Genomic DNA, 21,364 nt, shown 5'->3' with positions numbered 1-21,364 from the left:
CAACAATCTCTTGTGCAGATTGATCAATCAGACGATGATCAAAAGACTTAAGACGGATACGGATTCTCTGGTTAGCCATGCCAGCAAGCTCCTAATATGGGCTTTGGTCATTCTTGCTTTGCAAGGATATGAGCAAAAGCCGTTTGGTTAAATATTCACTTAAAGCGGCCTTCTGTTCTTAACCAGAATGAGTTCGTTAACGGAACTTATAGCGTGCCAAAAGTAAAATAGTTTAAAGCCCCGCCGACCCTTCCATTATAGGACGTCAGCAAAGGCATAATGAAATAGTGCTAGAAACGATGCTCTAGCTGTCATAGCGCCAGCTGTTTAATTGGCCGCGCATATATAATTCAGTGGTGTGTATTATACATAATTCTCAAACGATTGCAAGGGCCTTATTCATAATGACAGACATAATGATTTGAGATAAATATTGGTTTTTAAACTGAATTCTATCCACTTATAATCGGATTGTTTATCCAGTATTAAAACTAAACTGCCCTATTAAACGCCTGCAATTTTCATCGTTTTATATCAAGTTGCTCTATAACATTCAGGCAAAATCTCAGCACATAATGTTAGTCTAATACAATGTCATATTGCTCTTGGGTATACAAATTTTCAACGTCAAAGGTAATCACCCTACCCAATAAATATTCTAAATCTGCCACGGTATCTGACTCTGAGGTCAGCAATAGATCAATCACAGCGGCATGAGCGACCACCGTGAATTTCTTTGGCGAGTTATAAGTGCGAGCGCAGCGCATGATCTCACGGAATATCTCAAAGCAAACCGTCTCAGCGGTTTTAACAAAGCCGCGACCTTGACAGGTTGAGCACGGCTCACAGAGCTGCTGACCGAGCGACTCGCGGGTACGTTTGCGCGTCATCTCAATCAAACCAAGCTCACTGACCTGAGTGATTTTAGTTTTGGCATAATCTTGTAGCAGCTGTGATTGCAAGCTCTCAAGAATATCATCTTTATGCTGCTGCTCAAGCATATCAATAAAATCTAGAATGATAATGCCGCCAAGATTACGCAGACGCAGCTGCCGCGCAATGGCATGGGTAGCCTCAAGATTGGTTTTATAAACGGTATCTTCTAATGAACGCCCGCCAACAAATGAGCCGGTATTGACATCAATGGTAGTCATTGCTTCAGTTTGGTCAATAATCAGATAACCGCCCGACTTTAAATCAACGCGGCGTTTAAGCGCATCGCGTAAATCATCCTCAACACGGTGCACATCAAACAGCGACTGCTCGGCGGTATAATGCACGATGCGATCATAGACAAAAGGCACAAATTCTTTGGCAAAGTACCTAATTTGCTCATATATCTGCGCATTATCAACAATCACTTTTTCAGTACCGGCATGGACCAAATCGCGGATAGAGCGCAGTGGTAGCGATAATTCTTGATAAATAAGCTCAGAGCTTTGATTGGGCTTCATCTCTTGACGACGGGCGCATATCGTTCGCCATAGCTGTAGTAAGTAGTAAATATCTTCTTCAAGCTTATCGACGGGCACACGCTCTGCCGCCGTACGTGCAATCAATCCGCCTTTAAGATTGACCGTTTGCATTAAGCTAGTAAGCTCAGTCTTCAGGCGGGTACGCTCCTCTTCACCATCAATACGTTGCGAGATACCAATATGCTCACTCGATGGCAAATAGACCAAGTAGCGTGATGGCAGCGATATATTGGTGGTTAAGCGCGCGCCTTTACTGCCCAGCTGGTCTTTAGTGACTTGTACCAAAATACGCTGACTTTCGTGTAGGCGGTGCTGGATAAGGGTTTTAGTTACCGGTATCACTTCTGTGTTCTGCGTACTGACGACAGGCGGCGTGATGGCTAGATCATCAGCTGTCGCCTCTATTATGCTGCGCTCATCGCCCAGTTTCTCAACTTTATTACTTTTGGGTGCAGGGCGCGGTTCGCGCTGCATGTCGTTGACGTGCAAGAATGCGGTACGTGATTGACCAATATCCACAAAAGCAGCTTGCATACCCGGCAGCACACGTACCACGGTACCCAAATAAATATTACCAACCAAACCCAGTTTATGATGACGCTCAATATAAATCTCGCCTAAAATACCGTTGTCTAATACGGCGACACGGGATTCCATGGGACTAATATTAATCAGCAGCTCTTCGGACATAGTATTTTCTCTTATCACTTAGCTTTCTGGTAAAGCATTCATAGTTTGGTAGCTTTATAGTGTAACAAATGCACTTTGCTTTTGCCCATGGTACAAGCGTGTCATTATGTGCCGTAGAATAAATACTTAACTAAATAGTAAGCTTAGCTGAAACATAAGCATCTACTTTTACCTTTTGCGATATCTAAGGTCTTCAGACATTACAGCAAACTGCTTTTAGCAAATTAGTCACAAGCGTCATTGCTCATCTGTTTAATCAATGCCAGCGTTTGTGCAAGCGGCAAGCCTACTACATTGGTGTAGCTGCCATTGATACGGCTAACCCACGCCGCACCCAAACCTTGAATACCATAGCCACCTGCTTTATCTGCAGGCTCGCCACTGTCCCAGTACTCACTCATCATCTCTTGGGTAAGCGCGACAAAGGTGACCTCTGTGCGTTCAATAATGTGTTGCTGCTTGATCATTTGCCATACGTGTTCAGTAGCGGGCTTATCACAATGTGTAGGCTGTAATGAGAGCTGTGTTGCTTGTACCGCCGTCCATACTTCATGAGTGCTGTCGGACATTTGCTGCCACATACGATACGCATCGGCGCGATCGCTTGGTTTGACTAAGACTGTTTTGCCATCTGGTAATACGCCAATGGTATCAGACGTTAATAAGATAACAGACCCAGATGTCAAAGATGTAGAAGCATAAGGGTCACTATTTTTTAATTGACTGTTTAGCGCGGCAGTGGCTGCTTCGGCTTTGGCGGCGACCATACGGGCAATGTAGTTTTTAGGGGATTCATCTTGGTAAGGCGTTTCATCGATATCGACGCTGATGACAGTAAATTTTAGTTGTGCTCTGTTTAATAACTCGCGGCGGCGCGGCGAGCCAGAGGCTAAGATGATGTCCATCTGTACTCTCTTATGATGAAAAACTCAGTATTGATAGCTTATAGTAAATGAGTGTTGTTTATCTGAATGCCTGTAAAAAGGTTTGCTGATTGGAATTTTATTTTGATAATTTCATGATGGCTTGATTAACGTACAAACTTTCGCAGTACCAAAAGCACCAAGGGCCAGCTAATAATACTCATCAATAAAGAAAAGATAGATTGGGCAACAAAGACACCTTGTACAAACATCTGCAGTATCCATAAGCTTCCTTGAAATACTAGCAGTCCCAAACCCGCTATTATCCACGCACTCGCTGTGTTCAGCTGTCTAATATAGATACTAGACACTTTTATCATCAGCGCCACTACCACAGCAGAAAATGCTTGTTGTCCTAAATGCGTATCCATCAATAAATCAGCAATAAGACCAATGGTAAAGGCACTAAAAATGCCCACATAACGTGGCTGAAAGAGTAACCAGAAAATCAGTACCATGATCATGATCATAGGGCGCAATGTGGCCATACTAGGGCTTAGTGGATAAACACTAAGTGATGAGGCAATAATAAAACTCAGTACAATCACGGCATGCAATAGCCCATTTGCATGATCAGAATCAGGATAGGCCATGAATACTACCTTTAGCGGAGGTTTAGCAGTTACTCAATAATAAATTCAGCATTGCAGGAATAAAAACGAAGGGTAAAACAGCGCGCTTACATAGAATAGCGGCTAAGTATCAGCGTATGACTAGCTCTCATAATAATTATAAAGGTTCATTGACGCCAATACTGTCTTTATTAGCCAGCTTGTCTTGCAGGATCAGCACATAAGCATTATCCACAAAATTTGCAGCAGGCGTGACATCAATGCTTCTAAAATTATCCGCTTGCGTGTCCTCTATATGAGCAATGCGACCAACTCGGTAACCGGCAGGGATACGACCACCTAATCCGGACGATACCAGCTCATCACCCACGCGAACATCTGAGGTTTTAAAAACATAATCAAGACTCAATGAAGTAGGTATGCCTTGACCGGTGACAATAGCGCGCTGACCGGTTCGCTTGACAGTAACGGCAACGGACTGCTGCTCATCAGTAATCAATAATAAACGGCTGGTATTAGGATAGACATTGATGATCTGCCCTAAAATACCGTCTTCATCAATGACCGTCTGCCCAACTTGTACCCCGTCTTGCTCCCCTTTATTCAATACCACAATTTGGCGCAATAGATTGGTATCAGTACCAATCACCTGTGCCAGATTCAAATCAAATTGTTCAGGGCGTGTGGTCGATAAAATACCTTGCAAGCGGGCATTTTGGGCCAAGATATAATCCTGCTGCTGTAACTTGGCTTGGGCATGAATAAGCTGGGATTTGAGCTGCACATTTTCGCGGCGCAGAGCCTCTTTTGATTGCAAGCTACCACTTGACCAGTGTTTGGCATAGCTTGGTAATAAAGACAGCTCATAAATAGGCTGCATCGCGGCGTGGCTTGTAGTGCGTATCGGTTTGAACCATTCTGGATTTTTGCTATCGAACCACATCAGTATCAATGCCACTATCAATAAAACAGCAGTCATACGAAGCGCGAGTGGCTGGCGAGCAAAAATACTTGGAGTCATAGTTCGTCTAATGTAAAGGTTTTAATGTGAGCAGAAGCCAGCACTGAATAGCGCTATATAAAAGGCAATCGACAGCCTATATTGATAACAGTAAAGGCAACCTTATGGGCTACCTTTACTGTTATTTACTACGCTTCCTTATACCTATTTATCACTAACGTCAGCCTTATCAAGCATTGCTAGTATGACAGCGCCTAATAGAAAGTACTTGATAAACAATGATTTATACAAAAATCATATTTAGGCTTTTGTTATTGATAAAATCAAGCGCAATACCGCCACCACGGCTCACACAGGTTAATGGGTCTTCGGCGACTGTCACTGGCAGACCTGTTTCTCGTGAGATGAGTTTATCTAAGTCACGTAATAGCGCACCACCACCGGTCAAGACGATACCGCGCTCAGCGATGTCTGATGACAGCTCTGGGGGCGTCTGCTCAAGCGCTGCTTTTACCGCGCTGACGATACCGCTTAATGGATCACTAAGCGCTTTTTGAATCTCTTCTGAATTGATGGTAAAGGTTTTAGGCACACCCTCAGCCATACTACGGCCACGAACTTCGACCTCTAACATACTTTCTTCGTTAAGCGCAGAGCCCACTTCTTGCTTGATACGCTCAGCCGTGGTTTCACCAATCACGCAGCCATGGGTACGACGTACGTGGGTGATGATCGCTTCATCAAACATATCACCACCGATACGAATAGATTCGGCGTAAACGCAACCTGACAAGGCGATAACGGCAATCTCAGTGGTACCACCACCGATATCAACAACCATCGAACCACTGGCTTCATGAACTGGCATGCCCGCGCCAATTGCCGCTGCCATTGGCTCTTCTAATAACAATACTTTGCTCGCGCCCGCTGATGATACCGCTTCACGAATCGCTTTACGCTCAACTAGAGTCGATTTACAAGGAACACAAACCACCACGTTAGGCTGCGCCATAAAACGCTTGGCCTTTACCTTGGCAATAAAATGCTTAAGCATTTTTTGCGTCACTTCAAAGTCTGCAATCACACCATCTTTTAATGGGCGGATAGCGGTGATATTGGCAGGCGTACGACCAAGCATCTGCTTGGCATCGATACCAACGGCAGCTACGGTAGGGTTCTGTGTACGATTGCTTCGAAGCGCAACCACTGTAGGCTCATCGAGCACCACGCCTTTACCAGGAATAAAAATAAGGGTATTCGCAGTACCGAGGTCGATTGCGATGTTATTTGATAAAAATCCAAACAGGTTCATGACTAATATTTCCAGCGTGTTACAAATGAGGCGAATGAGGCGGATGAGGCTGACTAAGTATATGTTCGTCAGGGTTGAGCAGATCGTATCACTCATTGCGAGAGTTTATCATCGCAACAAGTCAAATCGAAGCAATAATGATGAAACGAAAAACTGAGCTAAATTATACCGATTTGGCTCAAAAAAAACACAGATATTTGCATCAGTACGCTAGGATTTTGCGCTTATGCGCTAAAAGTTGTTACAAAGTTTGAAATCGTAGACCTTAGCAGCCGCTTTGATGAAACAGCCTTTAATTCAACCACTAACAAACAGCTGCCATCTTATGATAGCTACTAGATATTTTGCTTAATGGTTACCAGGTACTTTGCTTAATAGTTGGCTTAATCGTTTGCTTAGCGACCGCTTCCTACTGTAACGTATTTCGCCATTGAATGCAGTGTAATTGACGATGAAGCCTCTACTATCCAGTCATCCATACGCAATCGCTTATCAAATTGGGTCTTTTAATAAAGTAATAATGAATAAGGTGCTTTTAAGTAACCATAGGCGTAAAGATTGTGCGTCAATCAAGTGTCCTACTCTGTAAACTTCGGTCAGATGCTTTATAATAAAACCATTGTATATTTACATCTTTATATAAGTCGCTTATTTTAGCGCTTATCTGTTTTAATCATATCCTACTCTAACAAAAACTGTCCGTAATTGGAGACACTATGTCACAGCAACCATTAACGTCTGACAACACCGTCAGCCGTGAAGAGATCTTAGAAGTTGCCAACCTTGCCCGTTTAGGCGTCGATGAAAATACTGCCGATAGCTACGCTGCTGATATCTCTAAAATACTCAAGCTGATGAATACGCTTGGCAATGTCGATACCACTGATATCAAACCTTTATCAAATATTCATGAAGCTTGCCAAGAGTTGCGAGCTGATGTTGCCAAACATGATATCAATCGCGAACGCAATCAGTCGGTCGCCCCTGCTGTTGAAGAGGGCTTGTATTTGGTACCACAGGTTATTGAATAAGTAGCCATCGCTTTATTATTTTAACCTCCTATACCTTTATGCTATTCACATTTTGACGGACGAGACCTTATGTCTGAACTTCATCTATTAAGTACCCAGCAGCTTATTACTGGTCTGCAAGACAAACAATTTAGCAGCCTTGAGCTGACTGATCACTATATCAAACGTATCAATGCCCTTGATGGTAAAGTTAATAGCTTTATCACTCATACCTCTGAGACGGCGCGCGCACAAGCAAAAGCGGCTGATGAGATGCGTGTGCAAGGTGATAAGCGCCCTTTACTTGGCGTACCTATGGCACATAAAGATATTTTTTGTACCCAAGGCGTATTGACCACTTGTGGCTCAAAAATGCTGCATAACTTCATCTCTCCTTATGATGCAACCATCGTTACCAATATTGATAAAGCTGGCATGATCAGCCTTGGTAAGCTCAATATGGATGAGTTTGCGATGGGCTCAGATAATGAAAGCTCACATTATGGTGCGGTACATAACCCTTGGCACCTAGACCACGTCCCTGGTGGTTCATCAGGTGGTAGTGCAGCAGCTGTTGCAGCGGGTTTCGTACCTGTAGCGACCGGTAGTGATACCGGTGGCTCGATTCGCCAGCCAGCGTCTTTTTGCGGTTTAACGGGTATTAAACCGACTTATGGTCGCGTTTCTCGCTTTGGGATGATTGCTTATGCCTCAAGTCTCGATCAAGCCGGTAGCATGGGACGCAGCGCAATGGACTGCGCGTACTTGCTGCAACCAATGATTGGGCATGACCCGCGCGATGCCACCTCTATCAAATACGATATGCCTGATTATGTACAAGATTTACGTGATGCCGCAGCCAGCGCTGGTGAAAAACCGTTTGCTGGTTTGCGCATTGGTGTCGCCAAAGAATACTTTGGTACAGGGCTTGATAGCGAAGTAGAGCAAGCAGCCCGCGCCGCGTTAAAGCAATACGAAGAGCTAGGGGCAACGATTGTAGAAGTGAACATCACTGATCCAGAGATCACGCTTGCTACCTACTATATGCTCGCACCAGCTGAAGCATCATCGAACCTGTCACGTTTTGACGGCGTGCGTTTTGGTTATCGCTGTGAAAACCCTAAAGACTTGATTGACCTATATACGCGCTCACGCTCTGAGGGCTTTGGTCCTGAAGTACAGCGCCGTATTTTGTCAGGAACTTATGCGCTATCGGCTGGTTACTTTGATGCCTATTATACTAAGGCTCAAAAAGTGCGCCGTATCATCATCAAAGACTTTGAAGATGCTTTTGCTAACTGTGATGTGATTGCCAGTCCAACGGCTCCAACGGCCGCTTATAAACTTGGTGAAGACCTCGACCCTGCAACCATGTACCTAGGTGACGTTTATACCATTGGTGTTAACTTAGCAGGTCTACCTGCGATTAGTCAGCCAGTGGGGCTGACATCAAACGGCTTACCTATTGGTTTGCAATTGATTGGTCAATATTGGCAAGAAAGCAAACTGCTCTCTACCGCTCATTTATTCCAGCAGCATACAGACCATCATCTGCAACACTCTACCATCGCGAAGGAGACGGTATAATGAACACAGCAACTACTAGTGATAACAACGCCGTTCGCAAACATGATGTGCGTCCAGAGCTATTCGTTGATGGTTATGAGGTGGTCATCGGTATCGAGATTCACTGCCAGCTGAATACTGAAAGTAAGATTTTCTCAAGCGCGCCAACTGACTTTGGTCACGAGCCAAACAGCCAAGCCAGTATCGTAGACTTAGGTTTGCCGGGTGTGCTGCCTGTGCTAAATGCGGGTGTGGTCGATCGTGCACTAAAATTCGGTATCGGCGTTAATGCCGAGCTTGGCTTATTCAATACCTTTGACCGTAAAAACTACTTCTATCCTGATTTGCCAAAAGGCTATCAAATTACCCAAATGGCCAACCCTATTGTTGGCGAAGGCTATATTGATGTTGTGGTCAATGAAGGCGAGAAAAATGAATATCCCAAACGTATGGGTATTACCCGCGCCCATTTAGAAGAAGATGCGGGTAAATCTGTGCATGATGCCGTCGATGGTATGACAGGCGTGGATCTAAACCGCGCTGGCACACCATTAATCGAAATCGTCTCTGAACCTGATATGCGCTCAGCTCATGAAGCCCTTGCTTATATCAAAGCCATTCATCAGCTGGTCACATGGCTTGGTATTTCAGATGCCATTATGGCTGAAGGCTCATTCCGCTGTGATTGTAACGTCTCTGTGCGCAGACCTGGAGGCGAGCTTGGGACTCGTACTGAGCTGAAAAACCTTAACTCGTTCCGCTTTATCGAGCGCGCTATCAACCGTGAAATCGAGCGTCAAATCGATATCATAGAAGATGGCGGCAAGGTCGTACAAGCAACGATGCTGTATGACCCAGAGCGCGACGAAACTCGCACCATGCGCACCAAAGAAGATGCCAACGACTATCGCTATTTCCCAGATCCTGATCTGCTGCCTGTGCGTATCGAGCAACATACGGTTGATGCTATTAAAGCGGCTATGCCTGAGCTGCCAGTCGCTCGTCGCGCCCGCTTTGAAGAAGCGCTGGGTCTATCAGAGTATGATGCCCGCATCTTGACGGGTAGCCGTCAAATTGCCGATTACTTTGAAAATGTGGTTGCAGAAATTGGGCAAGCAGATGCCAAAATGGCAGCCAACTGGGTTATGGGTGACCTTCTCGGCGCGCTCAATAAAGACGATAAAGATATCATCGACTCCCCTATCAGCGCCAAGCAATTGGCTGGTATGCTCGCGCGTATCAAAGATGATACCTTATCTGGCAAATTGGCGAAGAAAGTCTTTAGCGCTTTGTACGAGCGCGAAAGGGGCGATGCTGATGACGCTGCAGATAAAATCATCGAAGAAAAAGGGCTGAAGCAAGAAACCGATACTGGCGCTATCAAAGCCATCGTTGAAGACGTCATTGCTAAGAATACCGCAATGGTTGAAGAGTATCGCGGCGGCAAAGAGAAAGCCTTTAACGGTCTGGTCGGTCAAGTCATGAAAGCCAGTCGTGGTAGTGCCAATCCGCAGCAAGTGAACCAAATTCTAAAAGAGCTGCTTGGTTAAGGTAAGCGGCGGATTGGTTATGATACGTAAATTGGGGTTATAGAGTTTGGCTACAATAAATAGCCCTTGCAATATGCATAATTTTGCGTAAAATAGTCAGTCATTCGGGGCGTAGCGCAGTCTGGTAGCGCACTACACTGGGGGTGTAGTGGTCGCAGGTTCAAATCCTGCCGTTCCGACCAAACATAGCAGTTAAAGAAAAAAGCCAATTATTGATATCAATGGTTGGCTTTTTTTGTGCTCATTACATATCATTTGATATTACAAAGGCGCTTTAGTAATCGCACTTAGCGCTTCATTGATGATAAACACCTTAGATTTAATATCTTTAAAGCCAAATGAAGTCAGCCTTTGAGTATGCTTCTCCAAGTATCGATTGGCATCATTCAGATTATCAAACACATAAATACCGCCTGCTTCTTGCGCCTCTTCATTTTCTGTCCATAGCTTATAGACCAGACCCTGCTCGGTTGCGATATCTTCGGCCAACTCTTTCATAGCATCAAAGAATTGCTCACCAAAAGGTCCGCTATAAGGAAAGTCAACTTGTAAAAGATATTTCATTTTTCCATCCTCATTATTATTGAATAATTTGCAAAAGATATGCCGCCAGATGACGACAATCTTAACATATTGCGATAGCCTATAGACTTTTGGCAAGTGAGCCGCTAGGGTAAATACTTTACGTTTACTCTGGTTTACTTTATGTCTGAGCTTAGCATGCCGTGCCCTGCCACTCTCGCTGATTATGCACCTTGGGGAGCTTATCAGCGACCTTATGTGCGTGATTTGGCGTATGTGCTTGCCTGCCCTAATGTATTGACCAAGTGGCTAGACTTTGCACCTCACCAAAATACTCATCCTATCTCAGTACATAACGCAGCATTTTGGCAAATGCAGTTTGAAGCTTATAAGCAGCGTTTAGAGGAGTTAGATACTACCAGTGCCTATCAGGCGCTGACCCGCTACTTATTAAAGCGTCCGAGCCCCAATCGTTTGGGTTTTCACTTTGAAGGCTTATTGTCATTTTGGCTAGAGGATGGCTTTGCCCGCAGATTACATCCCTATGAGACACTTGCTCACAACGTGCAGTTATATAATGGCAAACAGACCACGGGTGAGCTGGATTTGATTTTATATAATCATGAGGAGAAGCTCACTGAACATTGGGAGCTGGCTATCAAGTTCTTTATGGGGTCAGCGCCCTTTGAGCCGATCAACTGGGTCGGTATCAACTCCAACGACAATCTACAACGCAAAGTGACCCACATGCAAACCAAGCAGTTTCGAACTGTATGGATAGATACGGAAAAACATGGTCAAATTAAAATTGATAAGCGCTATGGCGTGATAAAAGGGCGATTCTTTTTGCCGATAAACATCAAAAGCTTTAGTCATCCTCATTGGCTCACAGCAAGTTTTCCCATACACGAATGGTGTGATAAAGGTGACAAGCTCAATCTTGCGACCATCGATCGTAGTACATTGCGTGTCGCCCATTATATCGAATGGTTTAGCAAGCGCGACTTTTATGATGACCGTCTATCGCCACGGATCAATCCAGAAAACGATACATTAAAGATAGGCTTATACTTCGCGAGCGATAGACCGATTGTCATATACTCTAAGTTGCATGCCAAAGCCGCAGATAAACTTTAAGCTTTTATCATCACCTTAATAGCGTTTAGTAACTCTCAATCACCTGCATAAGCTCATATCGCAGCATGTCGGCACTTGGCATGCGCTCCGCATGGAAGCGCACGATAGCAATGCCTGCACTGGCAAGCGCTTTGTCTTTCTTATCATCGGCTTTTTGCCTTGCTTTACTGCTATGCGTCCAATCATCGAGCTCGATCGCAACCAAAGTAGTCTGAGCATCAACATCAACGATGACATAGTCAACACTTTGGCGGCAGATACGATTGAACCAAAAACTGCGCTCAGACGTCTCGCTACTATTGGCCTCGATGATACGCGACAGCTGAACTTGCACAAAGATATGATATTCCGGCAATGCATTTTTTAATTTATGAAAAAATATTACTTCGGTATCGGTCATGATTGGCATCGGCGCAAACGGCCAAATAGCCAACTCATCACCGCGCACAGGCGGCGGATCTGGTTCAACAACTTGTTTATTAGAAAACAGTTTTGGTAAGGTAATCAGCCCCAAAAAGCCAACTGCCAATATTAAAAATATAACGCCAAATGACATGGTTTTACCTTATACAGTATCAAAGCAGTGAGATAGCTTGCTTATAATGCCAACCTAGCCACCATAACAAACCACCTTTAACTGCAACAGGTCGACCCTTATGGGCTGACAGGTTATACAGAGAGAAACAAAAAGAAAAAATGCTGCTCATCGTAACGAAGTATGAGCTTATGGACAAACACTAAAACAAAAAACACGACAATAGATGTCGTGTTTTAATCATAAAGGTTTTAATAAGGGGTAAATAAAAGCTCTTTCATCAAAATGGTAGAGGCCTATTCATTATCGTGCGTCTAGCAATTTAACAATCTCTAGCGCCAGTATAATACCCAAGCGCTGGTGGTATTCACTTTAGGATCACTATTAATCTTATCTTTTAAAGCCAAGGCTGCAACTTTACCGCGCTCAGGACCAACGATCACTCGTACGCCGCGACTGGTGCGGCTGGTCTTCACCTGATATCCTGCCGCTTGAAATTTTTTCGCCATCTCATCCGCTTTGGCTTGATCGTTTGCTAGTGCTACTTGTACCCCAAAGCTACCTTTAGCATCGGTTTCTTTGACTTCCTTACGCGCTTCACTAAGTTTTTGCTGCGCTTCTCGCTTAGCATCTGCTGACTTTTTCGCCAATGCTTCTTCTCTTTGGCGCTTATCTTCACGCGCTTGCTCAGCCGCTGCCGCTTCCCGCTCTAAGCGCTCTACCTGCTTACGCGATGGAATGGTAATGGTTTGTCCAAGATTGAGCGATGTTGATGGTGAGAGGTTATTTGCTTGTGCCAATACTTCGACCGGCATATTGTACTGACGTGCCAATTTAATCAGACCATCACCTCTTTTGACTTGATAATCAGAGGACGACTTAGGCGGCTCTTTTTTTGCGGCGTCATCCGCCTCACGCTTTTTTTGCGCAGTAGCTAAGGCTTCAGCCTGCTTTTTAGCGTCTGCGGCTTTTTGGCTCTCTGCTAATTTTTTTGCCGCAGCTTGTTCTTTCAATGCCGCTTGCCTTCTCGCTTCCTGCTGCTCTGCTTGCAGTTTTTTCTGTGCGTCATTACTGGCAGCAGCATTGGTAGACGTCTGTGTATCAGTGGATGCCGATATCGGTGTAGCAAGTGTGCTCTTTGTCGTATCTTCATTAGTACTGCTAGCATCAGTACTATTATCACTACTTGGTATGGTGCTCGCCAGATATTGCTGACTTTCAGCGCGTGCTTTTGCCAATGCCTGTGCTTCTGCCTCTTCTTGTGCAGTTAGGAACTGCTGGGCTCGCTTTTCTTGTTCTGCAACACGAGCAGCACGCTCTTTTTGCTTTTGTGCCAAGATACGTTTTTCTGTTTCGATATCTGTTGTCAATGGCTGCGTAGAGGTCGGCTCAGCACTTGGCTTATCTATCATCGCTGACGCTGGCTGTGTTTTATTGGTATCACCAATTTGTTGCACCATGGCGTATAGCATTACGCTACCACCGATAATCATCCCAATGCCCAATAAGGCTTGTCTCGAAAAATTCATCCGTTTACGTCTCTTAGTTGGTAATAAGGTTGATTGGACGGCGCAGCTGCCATGTTAACGCATGATATCGATAACTTGAAACAGCCGTTATGAGCGCCGGTTACATTCATCTATTTTACAGTGATGCAGTTTGTTTTAAGCACTTTGATTATAAAGCATATTTTTCGTGCTGTCTGCCATCACCCTATCACTAAGAGTACCATTAAAACGGTACTATTTTTGCTTAAATGATTAGGGGCGTAGTGCCGCTAACGTCTCTCCTATGGTATGAAAAGAGCCGCAGACGACAATCAAATCTTGTGGCTGACTGCTGTCTATCACGGCACTCGTTGCCTCTGGCAAACGGGCAAACGTATGAATTTGGTCGCTATTAATATACTTTGCCAAGATACCCTGTAGCTGCTCGGTAGTAGCAGCACGCGGATAATCAATCTCAGCAATAAACCAATCACTAATAGGCAAACCTGCTGTCGTTAAACGCTGCACAACTTTATCGATATCTTTATCACCTAACATGGAGAACAGCATTTTGATGGTCGGCGGTGTCGCACTATTTTGGCTAACAGTACTTTGCTGTGCCAAATGTTGCTGCCATAATGGCAATAACTGCGCCAATAAAAACTCAACGCCTTGCTTATTATGAGCGACATCAAACAGCCAATGGCGATGGTGGGTCTCACGATAGTCAAAACGACCAGCAAGCTTGACCGTCTGTAATGCTTGTTCGATGGCAGTGTTATCCACTTTTAACGGGCTGGCGAGCACCGCTGACAAAGCGTTGGCCGTATTGGTCAAGGACAGCGCTGGGCGTGGTAGCTGCATGGTCACAGCGGCATTGCTATATTGCCAAGTACCGGCGTCATTTTCGTGGTAACTAAAATCCTTGCCGACTTGATAGCACCTTGCCTGATGTGTATCAATCGCTTGCTGCACGCTCACTGGCATGGCACTAGCGCCATAAACCACGCTGATACCATGACGTAAGATACCTGCTTTTTCACGACCGATATCTTCAACATTGTCACCAAGCCAATCGACATGATCGATGGCAATATTGGTAATCACTGCCATATCAGGGTCGATGATGTTGACCACATCTAAGCGACCGCCGAGCCCCACCTCTAACACCCATACATCACAGTCTGCTTCAGCGAATATCAACAATGCGGCAAGTGTCGTCATCTCAAAAAACGACAAGGTTAAATCGCATTCGAGACGCGCGGCTTCTACTTTATTAAAGGCATTAATCAAGGTCTTATCGCTGACCATCTCTCCATCGATACGCACGCGCTCGTTAAACACACTTAGATGCGGCGACTGATAGAGGGCTGTTTTATATCCTGCCGCTTGGCACATCTGCGCGATAACTGCGGTGGTTGAGCCTTTACCATTGGTGCCCGCTACCGTAAATACATAAGCATCGTCTTTGGCCGACTGTACCACGCCCAAGGCCTCAGCGACTGGCAGTACTCGAGATAGCCCCATATCTATCGCCGAGACATGAATCTGCTGCATATAATCGAGCCATTCGGTCAAGCTAGAGTGCTCAGTGGGCGTATTAGGGGTAGAAAGTAGAGAGTCAGACATGGGCGGAACCTATATAGAATTTTTCGAATAAAAATAGAGGGTCAGACATTATTCATTAAGAAAATAGAGACAGTATATAACTACCTGATCAAAAAGCAAAAATAGCATTTACCGTGATTAACGATAAATGCTATTTTTAATTTTTACTTAGTCTAGCCAATTTAAAAAACACAGTACTACTGACAGGGCTACTGGGATAAATTTTGCAAAGCTTCTGGAGTACGAAGCCTACAGCAAGCGTGGAAAATTTATCCCAGCAGAACGCTATTGCTAACGCTCTTATTTATTAAGCAATTAAGCGTACTAAGGTGCTAAAGTACTAAGCATCAACATTAGGCAGATGACTTAATTTTGCCAGCAAACGATAAATAGTATCAATCATTTGATGACGGTGCACCACTTCATCGACCACACCATGCTCTAATAAGAACTCAGCACGCTGGAACGGTTCTTCTAGCGTCTCACGAACTGTTTGCTCAATCACGCGCTTACCTGCAAAGCCAATCATGGCTTTTGGTTCTGCTAAATGAATATCACCAAGCATCGCAAGTGATGCCGTCACCCCGCCATAAACAGGATTGGTCAATACCACGATATACGGTACGCCAGCTAATCGCAAACGCTCGATTGCGGCCGCTGTTCGAGCCATCTGCATGAGTGAGAGCAAGCCTTCTTGCATACGCGCTCCGCCAGAGGCGGCAAAGCAGACCAAAGGTACTTTATCCTCAAGGGCTTTTTCAGCTGCTTGCACAAAACGGTCACCAACGACAGAACCCATCGAGCCGCCCATAAAGCGAAAATCAAAGGCACAAGTCACCACATCAAGATTGCGCAGCTTACCATACAGTACTATCAGGGCTTCAGACTCGCCTGTTTTGTCTTGTGCTTCCGCCATACGGTTTGGATATGGCTTACTGTCTACAAACTTTAGCGGATCTTTGGCGATAAACTCTTGCCCAAGCTCATCTTCTACTTGATCGAGTAGCCAATTTAAGCGCTCACGAGCACTCATCGGTAGATGATGGTCACAATGCGGGCACACGTAACAGTTAAAAATCAGCGCTGTATTGGTGATTATAGAGTGACAGTTGCTACATTTTGTAGAAGGTTCTGTCTCTACGGCTGTCAATTGCGCTGTTAACTGCTGCTTAATGCCTGGTATCGGGCGATTAAACCACGATTGCCCAGCAGTGTTACTGTTTGGCTCAACGTTGCTTTTTTCAGTATGGCTTGGAGTCGTCATATCAGGTTTCATTATCGTATCAGTCATATTATTCGCCATTATCAAAGGCTTATCGACAAACTGGCTTATTCGCTTGTCCCTAAGAGTCCATTTTTAAGAATCAGCTCATGCGTCACATCGCCTTATAATCTGAGCGGTTATGAGGCATGCTTAGCTGAACCTGTAACAATTTATATGTGATGTTAGTTTACACACGTAAACTAACTTTAGCAAAGTCATTTAACCCTGTCTTTATAAACATTGTTATTCATACTGCCTTGACGATGTAAATGACGATAATTTGGTTTTACACAAACTAAGCATTTAAACTGTCAAGCGCGCCGCGTAGCTCGTCCATTTTTGCCATGATTTTTTGCTGAGCGGCTGCAACCGCAGTGGCATCACTGGCATCTATGTCAGCAAAATTCTGAACCAAGGCACTACCAACGATAATACCATCAGCATGAGCACCGATGGCCTTGGCAGACGCTGCATCACGAATACCGAAGCCCACACATACCGGCAGATCTGTCTCTGCCTTAATCGCCTGTACTTGAATCGCAACATCGTCGGTATCCAGCGTGGCTGAACCTGTCACGCCCTTTAGTGAGACGTAGTAGATATAACCGCCGCAATGAGTCAGTACTTGCTCACGGCGCTCAGGTAAGGTCGTCGGTGACAATAAGAAAATCTCATTCATCGCATGCTCAGCCAAATGCTGAGTAAAACTGCCCGCCTCGCTTGGTGGCAAATCAACCATCAATAACCCATCAACGCCTGACTGTTCACATAGCGCGACGAAGTTATCATAACCGATAATTTCAACAGGATTGAGATAACCCATCAAAATAATGGGCGTCTGGGTGTCTTGCTGACGGAACTCTGCAACCATTTTTAACGCGTCACGCGTACTGGTACCTGCTGCTAGGGCGCGCTCGCCTGCCAAAGCCACTGTTGGACCGTCCGCCATGGGGTCAGAGAACGGTAAGCCAACTTCGATCATATCCGCGCCATGCTTAACCAAATCATGAAGCAAACCAACGAAGTTGCTTGGATTGGGGTCACCTGCCATGACATAAGGAATCAAGGCTTTTTTGTTTTGTGCTTTTAAGGTTTCAAAAGTGCTTTCAATTCGGGTCATAGTGGTCTCTTATAATTTTAAATTAAAGGTCAATTCTTTATTGTTTTTTACAGTGATCGGAACAACCATGGTTTCTAAAACTTCCATTTCTTCACAAATCATATTAACTTCAATGTGACCTGTTCCTTCCTCTAAGGGAATTATAGAAACTTCATTAGAGATACTTATGCTCCTAGTATGAAGTAAGCTTGGCAAGCTTACAGTGAGAGTATTATTCTGAACAATGTAAATAGAATTTTGGTTGACTGAACCTGCAATACGCACAATATCAAGGTCTCTTCGAATATTTGATATGTAATTACGATCTGAATACCTTGCAATGCCTAGACCTGAGAAGGTATTTTTTAAGCTAGCCTCATACTCACTTTCAGCTTTACGTATCGGATTATTCGGGAGTACATCTTTAGGAAATAAGATTTTTTTCAAAGATGTATTTTTTGATAATTTTACAAAATCAGGAAACTTAATTTCAACGCTGACATTATTAGCTTTAAAGTTACCTGAATTTTTGATAAGGATTTCTAAAATTAAGGCAAACTTCGAAAGAAAGTACAGCTTTATATTCTGATTATATTCATGTATTTTTTGTTCGCTGGGCAACGCTTTATTGTATTTCTCAATATCTTCTAATGTGACAAAGTAAGCTAAGTGTTCAGGTATCTCTAGCGACAGTTCTTCTGGAGTATCTATAAAAATATCACTCCAGTCTGTATCAGGTATAGAAATATTTAATAAACTATTATTGTTTATTATTAGTTCTAATTCTGGCTTCCTGCTATTAGTTAGTGCTTCAAGCTTTGATAGAGCTTCTTTTAATTCTCTATTTTCTCTGGATAAGGCAAGTAATTCTTTGCTAGCATCTTCTGATATCGAATCACCTCTAATCCAACCTACACGATTTTTTCGAGTAAATTCTTTCATTAGAGCCATGCTCACTCTATGAGCTAAGTCATCGGAGTTCTTCCATACTTCCCTCATTTTGTTATCTTGAACTTTTTCTCTAAAATTTTGTAACTTCTGAATCTTGATAGGATCAGTTTCTCTCTCTTGCGGAGTAGTAGCCAAAGTATCATCTTTGAGGAATGTTAAAATTGGAACACCAATTTCTTTCGCGTAATCATACTCTTTTTCAGTATAACCTATACCTTGCGTAGTTAAACTCCCATAACGACTGCCTATCAGTAGTATGTAAAAATCACTTGATTCGATGGTTTCTTTAATAATATCCCACTGTTCGTCGTCAGCTGCGCTGAACATCTCCATGCCAATAGGAAAGTGATATTGTTTTAAGATTGACTCTATCACTTTCTGTCTTGGTTCAATTAGATCAGTATAGGTAGAACTAATAAAAATTTGATATTTTTTATCGATCATCTAAAGCTCAATCCCTTCTGCCTTCATAACAGAATGCAAATCTTTATCACCGCGACCTGACATATTGACGATGATGGTTTGATCTGGCGTCATAGTTTTAGCAAGTTTTAATGCATAAGCGACCGCATGGGCAGATTCGAGCGCTGGGATAATGCCTTCTTTACGCGTGACTTCATGGAAGCCTTCTAACGACTCTTTATCGGTACAACCGACGTATTCAACACGATGCATATCTTTTAAGAAACTGTGCTCAGGGCCAACGCCTGGGTAGTCAAGTCCCGCTGAGATAGAATGGGTTTCTTGGATTTGACCTTCATCATCCGCCATGAGATACGTACGGTTACCATGCAATACGCCAATACGACCAGCAGCTAGTGGTGCAGAATGACGACCGGTTTCAATCCCGTCACCGGTGGCTTCAACGCCATACATTTTCACTTCTGTATCATTTAAGAAATCAAAAAACAGCCCAATCGCATTTGAGCCGCCACCGACACAAGCGACCAGCGCATCAGGCAATTTGCCAGTCTTTTGCAGATGCTGGATACGCGCTTCTTTACCGATAATCGCTTGAAAATCACGTACCAGTAGCGGATAAGGATGCGGACCTGCAACCGTGCCGATGATGTAATAGGTGGTGTCGACATTGGTGACCCAATCGCGCATCGCTTCATTCATCGCGTCTTTGAGCGTACGTGAGCCAGAAGTCACTGGTACCACCGTCGCACCAAGCAAGCGCATACGATAGACGTTCATCTTTTGACGCTCAACATCGTCCGCGCCCATGTAAACGATACACTCAAGCCCTAAACGTGCGGCAATCGTGGCTGTTGCTACGCCATGCTGACCTGCGCCGGTTTCAGCGATAATACGTTTTTTACCACACATCTTGGCAAGCAGTGCTTGTCCAATGGTGTTATTCACCTTATGCGCGCCAGTATGGTTTAAGTCTTCACGTTTGAAGTAAATTTGCGCGCCGCCGATCTCATCACTTAGACGCTTGGCATGATAAAGCGGGGTTGGACGACCGACATAATTGACCAAATCATTATGATACTCTTCCCAGAACGCTGGATCTGCTTTGACTTTAGTATAAAGCGTCTCTAGCTCTTCTAGTGCCGCCATTAATGTTTCAGAAACGAAGCGGCCGCCATGCACACCAAAATGTCCGCGGGCGTCCGGATATTGGTTAAAGTCCTGTACGTTCTCTGGATTGGTAAAGGTATTGATAGCGTTGGTAGTGGCAGATGCATCTTTGCTCGCGACATGACTCATGATAATTCCTACTCTAATAAGTGGTATTTTTTAAAATAAATAAGGGGAAAATATTTAAGTGATTTAGCGGTTGAAAAAACTCACGGCTAAAAAACTACTTTATTCGAAGGTTCGCCAAGCGTCACGTTTTGCCATCGATCGCGCTTTACCGCTTTCATAAAGGCTTGCATTTTGGCAGCGTCTTTTTTGCCTTTTTCAGACTCAATGCCGCCGCTGACATCGACCGCATAAATAGGCAACTCTAAAGTGGCAGCGACATTATCCGTATCCAGTCCACCGGCTAAAATAATCGGTAGTGAGCTGTTTTTTGGTAGCAGACTCCAATCAAAACGTGCCCCCGTGCCGCCATATTTATGGGGATGGTAAGCATCCAATAAAATACTGTTCGCGCCAGCGGCAGCAAATGTATCAATCTCCGCGCTTACGCTAGCAGCGGTGTGTTGGTCAGCATTAATACGCAGCGCTTTTATCCAGCGTTTATTGACCGCATGGGCCAGCTGCGCACACTGTTCAGGCGTCTCATCACCATGGAATTGAATGATATCAAAAGAGACTTGATTTGCTAATGCTATCAGCTCTGCACGCGGCATATTCACCACTAGAGCCACTATGCTTATAAAAGCTGGTAAAGAAGCACTTAACGCTTGCGCCTGCTCGACAGTGACAGCGCGCAGACTGGGTGGATAAAACACCAAGCCAACCGCATCAACACCCAATTGAGCGGCAATTTTAATATCATTAGGCTGAGTAAACCCGCAAAACTTAACGTGCATGATGTGACCTTAGATACAACATTCAGTACGATATGATTAAACTGGCTTTGCGACAGTGACGAGAGGTAGATGTCAATTGCCAACGCTAAAGCATAACTATGAGGATTTGTTAATTGACTGGTAAATTCATTGCATCCAAAAACTTATCCTAGCATACTTTTATTCATAGTTTTGTTTATGATTGCGATTGATTGATATAGGGATGGATGA

The 21,364-nt window shown here is 44.2% G+C and carries 18 protein-coding genes, 1 tRNA gene and 1 pseudogene; 5 read left to right on the top strand and 15 right to left on the bottom strand.

Features of this window, described 5'->3' with window-relative positions; translation table 11 throughout:
• The 6 genes and pseudogenes from rpsJ to ABYU67_RS08105 all read right to left on the bottom strand — a co-directional run.
• Positions 1-79: pseudogene (rpsJ, locus tag ABYU67_RS08130) on the bottom strand (30S ribosomal protein S10); the annotation flags it as partial.
• A 499-nt stretch (positions 80-578) separates the two neighbouring features.
• Positions 579-2,165, bottom strand: a complete 1,587-nt coding sequence (locus tag ABYU67_RS08125) for a ribonuclease E/G (RefSeq protein ID WP_372844497.1) — start codon at positions 2,163-2,165, stop codon at positions 579-581.
• A 224-nt stretch (positions 2,166-2,389) separates the two neighbouring features.
• Entirely contained in the window at positions 2,390-3,070 is a 681-nt protein-coding gene (locus tag ABYU67_RS08120; protein WP_372844496.1) for a nucleoside triphosphate pyrophosphatase, read from the bottom strand.
• Between the two features lie 125 nt (positions 3,071-3,195).
• On the bottom strand, positions 3,196-3,681 hold the full coding sequence (gene mreD / locus ABYU67_RS08115; protein WP_372844495.1) for a rod shape-determining protein MreD: 486 nt from the start codon (positions 3,679-3,681) through the stop codon (positions 3,196-3,198).
• Positions 3,682-3,817: 136 nt separating this feature from the next.
• Positions 3,818-4,681, bottom strand: a complete 864-nt coding sequence (mreC, locus tag ABYU67_RS08110; RefSeq protein ID WP_372844494.1) for a rod shape-determining protein MreC — start codon at positions 4,679-4,681, stop codon at positions 3,818-3,820.
• Positions 4,682-4,904: 223 nt separating this feature from the next.
• Positions 4,905-5,933 (bottom strand): rod shape-determining protein, encoded by a 1,029-nt coding sequence (locus ABYU67_RS08105; RefSeq protein WP_372844493.1) that lies wholly within the window; start codon positions 5,931-5,933, stop codon positions 4,905-4,907.
• A 716-nt stretch (positions 5,934-6,649) separates the two neighbouring features.
• On the opposite strand from ABYU67_RS08105, the gene gatC reads away from it, so the two are divergent.
• The 4 genes from gatC to ABYU67_RS08085 all read left to right on the top strand — a co-directional run bounded on the left by gatC (position 6,650) and on the right by ABYU67_RS08085 (position 10,241).
• Positions 6,650-6,964 carry an Asp-tRNA(Asn)/Glu-tRNA(Gln) amidotransferase subunit GatC gene (gene gatC / locus ABYU67_RS08100; protein WP_372844492.1) on the top strand — a complete coding sequence of 105 codons (315 nt, stop codon included), beginning with the start codon at positions 6,650-6,652 and terminating at the stop codon, positions 6,962-6,964.
• Positions 6,965-7,033: 69 nt separating this feature from the next.
• Positions 7,034-8,530, top strand: coding sequence for an Asp-tRNA(Asn)/Glu-tRNA(Gln) amidotransferase subunit GatA (gene gatA / locus ABYU67_RS08095; RefSeq protein ID WP_372844491.1), 1,497 nt, complete (start codon positions 7,034-7,036; stop codon positions 8,528-8,530).
• A complete protein-coding gene (gene gatB, locus ABYU67_RS08090) occupies positions 8,530-10,059 on the top strand; it encodes an Asp-tRNA(Asn)/Glu-tRNA(Gln) amidotransferase subunit GatB (protein WP_372844490.1) in 1,530 nt (509 codons plus the stop codon). Before gatA ends, gatB begins: the two co-directional genes overlap by 1 nt.
• A 105-nt stretch (positions 10,060-10,164) precedes the next feature.
• Positions 10,165-10,241, top strand: a tRNA-Pro gene (locus tag ABYU67_RS08085).
• 79 nt (positions 10,242-10,320) lie between these two features.
• Here ABYU67_RS08085 and ABYU67_RS08080 read toward each other — a convergent pair.
• Positions 10,321-10,623, bottom strand: a complete 303-nt coding sequence (locus tag ABYU67_RS08080) for a monooxygenase (protein WP_372844489.1) — start codon at positions 10,621-10,623, stop codon at positions 10,321-10,323.
• A gap of 141 nt (positions 10,624-10,764) precedes the next feature.
• On the opposite strand from ABYU67_RS08080, the gene ABYU67_RS08075 reads away from it, so the two are divergent.
• Complete coding sequence (locus ABYU67_RS08075) at positions 10,765-11,718, top strand: DUF1853 family protein (RefSeq protein ID WP_372844488.1); 954 nt, start codon at positions 10,765-10,767, stop codon at positions 11,716-11,718.
• 25 nt (positions 11,719-11,743) lie between these two features.
• Here the strand turns inward: ABYU67_RS08075 and ABYU67_RS08070 are convergent, their stop codons facing one another.
• The 8 genes from ABYU67_RS08070 to ABYU67_RS08035 all read right to left on the bottom strand — a co-directional run bounded on the left by ABYU67_RS08070 (position 11,744) and on the right by ABYU67_RS08035 (position 21,154).
• Positions 11,744-12,274, bottom strand: coding sequence for a DUF2726 domain-containing protein (locus ABYU67_RS08070; RefSeq protein WP_372844487.1), 531 nt, complete (start codon positions 12,272-12,274; stop codon positions 11,744-11,746).
• Between the two features lie 311 nt (positions 12,275-12,585).
• On the bottom strand, positions 12,586-13,782 hold the full coding sequence (locus tag ABYU67_RS08065) for a LysM peptidoglycan-binding domain-containing protein (protein ID WP_372844486.1): 1,197 nt from the start codon (positions 13,780-13,782) through the stop codon (positions 12,586-12,588).
• Positions 13,783-14,013: 231 nt separating this feature from the next.
• Entirely contained in the window at positions 14,014-15,369 is a 1,356-nt protein-coding gene (folC, locus tag ABYU67_RS08060; RefSeq protein WP_372844485.1) for a bifunctional tetrahydrofolate synthase/dihydrofolate synthase, read from the bottom strand.
• A gap of 319 nt (positions 15,370-15,688) precedes the next feature.
• A complete protein-coding gene (accD, locus tag ABYU67_RS08055) occupies positions 15,689-16,651 on the bottom strand; it encodes an acetyl-CoA carboxylase, carboxyltransferase subunit beta (RefSeq protein WP_372844484.1) in 963 nt (320 codons plus the stop codon).
• A 256-nt stretch (positions 16,652-16,907) separates the two neighbouring features.
• The gene (trpA, locus tag ABYU67_RS08050) at positions 16,908-17,732 is read right to left on the bottom strand and encodes a tryptophan synthase subunit alpha (RefSeq protein WP_372844483.1); all 825 of its coding nucleotides are present in this window, start codon (positions 17,730-17,732) and stop codon (positions 16,908-16,910) included.
• A gap of 9 nt (positions 17,733-17,741) precedes the next feature.
• Positions 17,742-19,106: a DUF4062 domain-containing protein gene (locus ABYU67_RS08045; RefSeq protein ID WP_372844482.1), complete on the bottom strand. Its 1,365-nt coding sequence runs from the start codon at positions 19,104-19,106 to the stop codon at positions 17,742-17,744.
• The gene (trpB, locus tag ABYU67_RS08040) at positions 19,107-20,381 is read right to left on the bottom strand and encodes a tryptophan synthase subunit beta (protein WP_372844481.1); all 1,275 of its coding nucleotides are present in this window, start codon (positions 20,379-20,381) and stop codon (positions 19,107-19,109) included.
• Between the two features lie 86 nt (positions 20,382-20,467).
• A complete protein-coding gene (locus ABYU67_RS08035) occupies positions 20,468-21,154 on the bottom strand; it encodes a phosphoribosylanthranilate isomerase (protein WP_372844480.1) in 687 nt (228 codons plus the stop codon).
• Positions 21,155-21,364 lie beyond the last annotated feature (210 nt).

Origin of the sequence: Psychrobacter sp. (assembly GCF_041554015.1) — a bacterium.
GTDB lineage: Bacteria > Pseudomonadota > Gammaproteobacteria > Pseudomonadales > Moraxellaceae > Psychrobacter.
The sequence above is the reverse complement of the archived record's forward strand: the minus strand, read 5'-3'. Positions and strand labels throughout refer to the sequence as shown.

What these genes read in the sequence shown, in the direction of transcription:
- ABYU67_RS08125 (WP_372844497.1), bottom strand. Translation starts at nt 2,165, where the DNA reads ATGTCCGAAGAGCTGCTGATTAATATTAGTCCCATGGAATCCCGTGTC.
- ABYU67_RS08120 (WP_372844496.1), bottom strand. Translation starts at nt 3,070, where the DNA reads ATGGACATCATCTTAGCCTCTGGCTCGCCGCGCCGCCGCGAGTTATTA.
- mreD (WP_372844495.1), bottom strand. Translation starts at nt 3,681, where the DNA reads ATGGCCTATCCTGATTCTGATCATGCAAATGGGCTATTGCATGCCGTG.
- mreC (WP_372844494.1), bottom strand. Translation starts at nt 4,681, where the DNA reads ATGACTCCAAGTATTTTTGCTCGCCAGCCACTCGCGCTTCGTATGACT.
- ABYU67_RS08105 (WP_372844493.1), bottom strand. Translation starts at nt 5,933, where the DNA reads ATGAACCTGTTTGGATTTTTATCAAATAACATCGCAATCGACCTCGGT.
- gatC (WP_372844492.1), top strand. Translation starts at nt 6,650, where the DNA reads ATGTCACAGCAACCATTAACGTCTGACAACACCGTCAGCCGTGAAGAG.
- gatA (WP_372844491.1), top strand. Translation starts at nt 7,034, where the DNA reads ATGTCTGAACTTCATCTATTAAGTACCCAGCAGCTTATTACTGGTCTG.
- gatB (WP_372844490.1), top strand. Translation starts at nt 8,530, where the DNA reads ATGAACACAGCAACTACTAGTGATAACAACGCCGTTCGCAAACATGAT.
- ABYU67_RS08080 (WP_372844489.1), bottom strand. Translation starts at nt 10,623, where the DNA reads ATGAAATATCTTTTACAAGTTGACTTTCCTTATAGCGGACCTTTTGGT.
- ABYU67_RS08075 (WP_372844488.1), top strand. Translation starts at nt 10,765, where the DNA reads ATGTCTGAGCTTAGCATGCCGTGCCCTGCCACTCTCGCTGATTATGCA.
- ABYU67_RS08070 (WP_372844487.1), bottom strand. Translation starts at nt 12,274, where the DNA reads ATGTCATTTGGCGTTATATTTTTAATATTGGCAGTTGGCTTTTTGGGG.
- ABYU67_RS08065 (WP_372844486.1), bottom strand. Translation starts at nt 13,782, where the DNA reads ATGAATTTTTCGAGACAAGCCTTATTGGGCATTGGGATGATTATCGGT.
- folC (WP_372844485.1), bottom strand. Translation starts at nt 15,369, where the DNA reads ATGTCTGACTCTCTACTTTCTACCCCTAATACGCCCACTGAGCACTCT.
- accD (WP_372844484.1), bottom strand. Translation starts at nt 16,651, where the DNA reads ATGGCGAATAATATGACTGATACGATAATGAAACCTGATATGACGACT.
- trpA (WP_372844483.1), bottom strand. Translation starts at nt 17,732, where the DNA reads ATGACCCGAATTGAAAGCACTTTTGAAACCTTAAAAGCACAAAACAAA.
- ABYU67_RS08045 (WP_372844482.1), bottom strand. Translation starts at nt 19,106, where the DNA reads ATGATCGATAAAAAATATCAAATTTTTATTAGTTCTACCTATACTGAT.
- trpB (WP_372844481.1), bottom strand. Translation starts at nt 20,381, where the DNA reads ATGAGTCATGTCGCGAGCAAAGATGCATCTGCCACTACCAACGCTATC.
- ABYU67_RS08035 (WP_372844480.1), bottom strand. Translation starts at nt 21,154, where the DNA reads ATGCACGTTAAGTTTTGCGGGTTTACTCAGCCTAATGATATTAAAATT.